1 protein-coding gene is annotated in these 6358 nt (G+C 72.7%); it reads right to left on the reverse strand.

The window, feature by feature from the left end:
* A partial coding sequence (locus LzC2_RS19395; RefSeq protein WP_171189683.1) for a tetratricopeptide repeat protein occupies positions 1 to 6358 on the reverse strand: 6358 nt, incomplete at both ends.

Here is a 6358-nt window from a genome sequence, read left to right on the forward strand (position 1 = left end):
GCTTGGAAGCGTCTCAGCATCCCCCCACCGCCGAGGCCGGCGAGAGCCGCGGCCGTCAGCGCGGCGCCGGCCTCGGCGGTGGGGGGATGCTGAGACGCTTCCAAGCCAGTTAGCCACCAGGCGCCGACGGCGTCGGCGGTCGGTTTCGTCGTCGTCTCGGCCCGTTCCACGAGATGTGCGACGGGCGTGACGGCCGCCTCCACGCCGCCTGCTGCGAAGGCCGTCAACGCGACGGCCGCAGTCAGGGAAGCGTCGGCAGGGCGTCGCTCGGACAACCGCTGCAACGTCGTCTGCAGCGGGGCGAAGCGGGCGGCGGGATCGTCGCTCGCCTCGTCGTTGACACCGTCGTCAGCTTCCGCAAACAGCGGATCGAGTAGATCGCTGACAAAGACCGCGTCGGCCGGGTCGGACCCGCCGTCGGCGACCCGGAGGAACAGGTTCACCGCCGGGGCGTCGTCCCCGGCGTCGGCGGCCTCCGCATCCTGGGCCTCCAGCGCCTCGGAGAGCGCCTTGGGCGTGAGGGCGTGGCCGATCGCGGCTCGCACCGGGTCGAAGTGGCGCCGTGTGGACGAGGCGCGGTCAGCGTGCTCCCAGGTCTCCGTATGGCTCTCCGCGGCGTCGAGCACCCGCAGGGCGTCCAGCGGGAACCCCAGTTCGACCAATCGGCCGCTGATCTCGCCCCAGGATTCAACCCGTGCCCCGGCCAGGTAGCCTTCTCTGCCGGATCGCGTCCAGCGTCGTTCCAGTTCGTCCCGATCGAGGGCGCGGGCGAGGAGCAACTCGCGGGCCTCCGCGACGGCGCCTGTTTCGGCCAGTAGATCGACCAATGCCCTTACGGGGCTGCGGTCGTAGGGGTCGCCGAACATGTTCGATGCGGCGCCCGTCTCCACGGCACACCGCTGCGCCGGCAGTGCGAGCGCCGCCCCGGGGCCGGTGGCGCCCAGCAATGTGCTGAGTACCCATGCGTCGTCCCCGCGAATCTCCTCCGGGAGATCTCTGAGCAACTCCCCGGCCGCGGCCTCCGCTTCGTCGCCGCGACCGTCTCGGGCGAGCGCCGCGGCCAGCAGCGCCCGGCCGGGCTCCCACTCGGGATGGCGTTCTTGCGCGGCCCGCAGGCGGTCGATCACCTTCGGGAGTTCGCCACGGGTCGTCGCCGCGTCCAGCAAGTAGTTCGCCTGACCCCGCGGACCGTCGAACGAGCCGACGCGCGAATCGAGCAGCGTCGCCCAATCCAGCGGCGGGGCGGCGTCGACGATCTCCGTGAGGGCGGCGTCGAATACCGGGTCCGCGGCGTAAAACTCCTCCTGCAAGACGTACTCCAGCATCAGCGAGCGAACCTCCGGACGGCGGTCCCAGATCTTCAGCAACGCCGCGAGGGCCGGCCCGCGGGCTTGGTCGTCGTGGAAGGCGTTCGGAAAGAACTGCAGCGCGTTGCGGAAGTTCGTCCAGTCGGCAGGGTCGGTGTCGCCGAGCGCCGCGTACAGGGCCTCGCTCTTGCCGTTGCCGCGGTAGAGCTGCTGGATTTCGAACGCCTCCGATTCCAAGACGCGGGGATCCAGCCGGAGCGCCTGCACATAGAGGTCCGCGGCGGCCGTCGCCTGACCGGCGGCATGGAGCCGGTCGGCCTCCGCCTTGAAGTCTGCCGCGGTGCGAGGAGCGGCGCCGGCGAGGATCGCCCGGGCTTCTTCTTGACTGGCGAACGCGCGATCGGCGAGCAGCAGTCCCGCTAACCGCGTCCGGAGGTCGCCGTTCGAGGGATCGGCGGCGAGCCGGCGCCGCAGATCGGTCACCAGCGGCGCCAACTGGCCGGCGTTGTGCAGAACGCGGGCGGCCTGCGAGCGGACATCTACACTGATGCTGACTGACAAGTTCCTGGGGCCCAAGGTTCCGATCAACGTGGAGGACCCGCGCGGGATCAGGATGCGGGTGCGCTGGGCTTGAAACGGCCAAGCCCCGCTTTGCGTGACGGGCGAGGTGCGGCGGAGGATCTCCCGGGCGACCTCCGCGGCATGGGCCTGCTCGCCGCCGCTGACGAGCAACTGCATCGTCTGGAGCAGATCGGGCGTCCCCGTGGCGCTCGAGGCGGCGATCTCCCGCAGCAGGGCCGTGGCTTCGTCCCCCTCGCCAATCCGTTGCAGGGTCCGGGCCAGCGCGACCCGATCCCCGGCGCCGACGCCGCTGCCGAGGTCCGCCAATCGCTTCGCGGCCGACCGGACTCGGTCGAGATCCCCCGCGGTCTCGGCGGCTTTCAAAGCGAGCATTTCCCGATGGCGGAGCGCGTCCGCGTCCGGCGGTTCGACCGCGTCCAACAGAGCCAGCGCCGCCTGATGCTGGCCGAAGTCGACGGACAGGTCCGCCAAGGCCCGGCGGAGCGGCCAGTCGGAGGGATCGGCTTCCAGCGCCTCCGCCATCACCGCCCGGGCGGCGTTCGACTGCCCCGTCCACCATCGCACGCAGGCGAGCCGGAGCAGTTCGTGGGCGCGGTCCGCCCCCCTGCGCGCGTTCGCCCGCAGCTGGAGGTGTTCCGCTAGGCTGTCTGCGGCGGCGGCATCGACGCCTCGGTTCGCCGCCGCCGCTTTCCTTTCCTCGCCCACCAGCAGCGGCGTGAGCGTGTTCGGCGAGCGCAGGTAACCGACGGTCGCCCGCAACAGGGACCGCTGAACCGGGTCCATCCGAAGCGGCGGCGGGGGGAACTGTTCGTCCTCATCCGCGTCGAACCACTCCGCCCGCGGCGGCGTGTCCCGGATCGCCGCATACCGCACGTCGATACGACGCAGCGGCGTTCCATACGGGGAGAGCGGCACGATCGCGGGGGCGGTCGGCGCCGGCGACTGCCAGTCCTCCAACGCGGCGGCGGCGTCCAGTAGTTCGAACATCCCGTCCGGGTCGCCGGCGACGCGTGCCTCCGCCAAGGGCAGGGCGAGCGACCAGAGCGCCGCCGAGACGGTCGCCCGCTGCGCCGGGGCGAGTTTGGCGGCCTTCGCCAACAACCGCAGCACGTCCTCCCGCCGACCGTAGTCGGAGGCGATCCGCAGGGCGGCGGCGATCTCGTCAGGCGTGTCCGCCGCGGCGGCGAGGGCGGCGGCCCGAGCGCCCGTCTCCGCGTCCCGCCCGGCGAACTGCAATTCCGTCATCAGCGTGCCGGCCAGCGCCGCGTGCGCCGGCGACTTCGCGGCGGCCAGTCCGTCGAGCGCCGCGCGGAGTAGCTCCAGCCGCTCGTCGGACAGCGGAGCGACCTTGGCCGGCACGACGGAGCGGGAGGACGCCTCGACCCGGCGATCCGAGACGGCTTGAACGAACGCCTCCCAGGCCTCCGGGCCGGCGTCCGGACCCGACACCAGACGCTCGGCGACTGCCAGCCGCAACGCCTTGGTTCGCGGGTCGGTCGCCGTGAACCCCGCCGGCTGATACCCGCGCAGACGGGCCGTCGTGAGCACGAAGTAGGCATCCCATAGCGCCGCCCGGCGGTCCGGCGCCGCGACGTCCAGCGAGGGCTCCGGTTCGAGCGGTTCCTCAATCGAGATCCCCGCGTCTTCAAAGAGTTGCCCGGCGAAGTCCGAGTCGACCCGGGCCAGCCAGACGGTCGCCCCGAGGCGAGCCAAATCCAGATCGGCCGGCAGGGGCGAGGTCGCGCCGGAGCCCCGCCCGGCTCCGGCGTAATAGGTGAAGATGCCGCCGACATCGTCCGCGACGCGCGTTCGCGCCGCGAGCGCCGAACCGGAACCCGCCCCGACGGCGGGCGCCGTATCAGCGGACATCACGTCCGCGGTGCGGGGCAGGGCGAGGATCCGCCGCATCGCCGCCGTCGCGATCGCGCGTGGGGGGACGTTCCCCGAGTCGGCGTCGATCCCCAGCGTCGGGGGAGCGGGCAGCGGATTGCCGCCCAGCCATCCGCACGCCGTCGCGATCCGGTACAGCAACCGCCAGTCGTTCGGGTCGTCCCGCAATCCCTGACCGGCGACCCGAAGCGCCACGCCTAACTGATCGTCGACCAACAGTTCCTCGATCACCTGCATGCGGTCGCCGTCCTCCAACTTGGCGGCGAGGGTTTGCTCGTACACGCGGTCGGCTGCATCGTTGTCGCCGGCCCTGCGGAGCAGCCGGGCCAACCGCAGCCGTTCGCTCGGTTGGGGGCGAAGGTCCGCGACCCGCCGCTGGTACTCGGCCGCTTCGGCCAGATCGTCCGAACCCTCCGCCAACGCGGAGAGCCGCGCGAGCAGTTCCGCGTCGCGGCTCTCGGGCGAATCGAGCGTCTTCAGCGTCGCGCGGGCGGTCTTCGGATCGTCCACGGCGAGATGGGCCTCGGCGGCCAACAGGGTCGCCTCGCGAGCCGGCGCATCGCCCCGGCCCACGCCGGTTCGCCGGGCGCCGGGACGCGCGGTCCGTTCGAGCTTCGCCAGGAACGCCTCGAACCGCTCCTGCTGCCGGGCGAGCGGTGCGAGCACGCGGACCACCGCGCCGCGATCCTCGAACCGGTCCGCCCGGGCGAACGCCTGCCAGAGCGTCTCGATCGCCTCGTCCGTCCGGGACCGATCACGCAGTTCCGCGGCCAGCGACAGCAGCGGCGCCGGGTCGTTCGGCGCGGCCCGCGCGGCTCGTCGCATCGCGTCCAGGCCGGTCTCCTCGTCGCCGGCTCGCAGGGCGACCTTCGCCAGCAACGCCAGCGCGCGGGGGTTGTCCGGGCCGGCGGCGACGACCGCGCGGGCGGTTCGTTGAGCCTGCTCCAACCGACCCAGTCGAAGCTGGATCCCGGCGAGACGCGTCAGGGCATCGATCCGCCGGGTCGGGTCGAGATCGGCGAGCCGGCGGAGCGCGTCGGCGGCTTCGGGGAGTCGTCCGCTGCGTTCCCGCAGGCCCGCCAGCGTCATCCATGCCTCGGTGGATTGCGGGGCGAGATCGACCGCGAGCGCGGCGGCAGCGTTCGCCCCGGCGAGATCGCCTGCGGCCTCACGGTACGCCGCCAGTTGCAGGGGGAGGGCAGTGTTCTCCGAATCGTCGGCGACGGCGCGCTCCAACTCGGCGATGCGGTCGGCCAAGGTGCCGGCGGTCCGGTCGACCGCCACGGCGGCGGCGAGCGCCATGCGTCGGCGCTCCGCGGTCTCGGCGAGCGCCTCGGCCTTGAGGATCTGAGCGTGGGCCGCCTCGGTCTCGCCCGCTTCGGCGAAGAGCGCCGCGAACGCCAGTCGGTCGGTGAAGTTCAGTTCGCCCGCGGCCGGGTCGTCGGAACCGGCTTGTTCTCGATCGAGCGCGTCCGCCTCCAGGGCCGCAGCGACGGCCCGGTCGTCGTACTCAAAGTTCGCCAACACGATCGCCAACCGAGCCAACGAACGGACGGTCCGCCGCTCCCCGGTCGCCGACCACGTCCAGGCTTCAAGCGCCGCCTCGGACCGGCCGAGTTCGTGCAGATACTCGCCCAGCGCCTCCCGGCGGCCGACGTTGTCCGGGTCCGCGGCGGCGGCTCGCTCGTAGAGCGTCACGGCGGCGTCCGCGGCGTTCGCCTGACGCAGCCAGTCCGCCACGGTTGACAGCGCGACCGGATCGTCCTCCCGATCGGTCAGCAAACGACGCCAGACGGCCTCCGCCCGCGCCACGTTCTCCGCCTCCGGCCGCGACGGATCGCGGAGCAGGGCCGTCCCCCAATCCCGGAACACGTCGGAATCGCCGGGCCGTAGTTCGGCGAGCCGCTCGAACTCGGTCGCCGCGGCGGCGAACCGGCCCTCTTCGAGGAGAAACTCCGCGAGAGCCCGACGCGGGCGCGGGTCCGTCGGCGCCTTCGCGACGGCCGCTTTTAACCACCGCAGGGCCGGCTCTGCCCGGCCGCGGCGGCGCTCCAGCGCGCCCAGTCGGACCATCGCGGCGACATCCTCCGGGCGCCGCTCGATGCGGCGTTCGTAGTACTCGACCAAACCGGCGAGATCGTCGGTGCGAAGGAACGCCCGTTCGATTCCCGCCCGGGCCTCGCCGAACAGCCAACTGTCCGGTTCGAGACCCTCGGCGAGCCGATCGAACTCGGCGACGGCTTCCTCACGTCGACCCAGCCGGCTCTTCAGTCCAGCCGCCTTCAATCCCAAGGCGACGCGGCGGTACGGATCGCTCGCCCCGTTCGCCAGCGCGTCGTAACGGGCGGCGGCGCCGGCCGCGTCGCCCTCGGCTTCCAGCGTCGCGGCGATGCGTTCCCGGACGGCGTCGTCGTCGGGGAACTGCGCCTCCAGCCGATCCCAGACCGCGGCGGTCTCCTCGCCGCGGCCCGCCCGCGACAGCGCTCGCCCCAGCCCGGTGAGGAGGTCCGGCAGATTGCGACGAGCCGGACCGCGGGCCAACGCGGCTTCAAACGCCTCCGCGGCCTCCGCCGGCCGGC

The sequence above is a fragment of the Alienimonas chondri genome, from assembly GCF_013036045.1.
GTDB lineage: Bacteria > Planctomycetota > Planctomycetia > Planctomycetales > Planctomycetaceae > Alienimonas > Alienimonas chondri.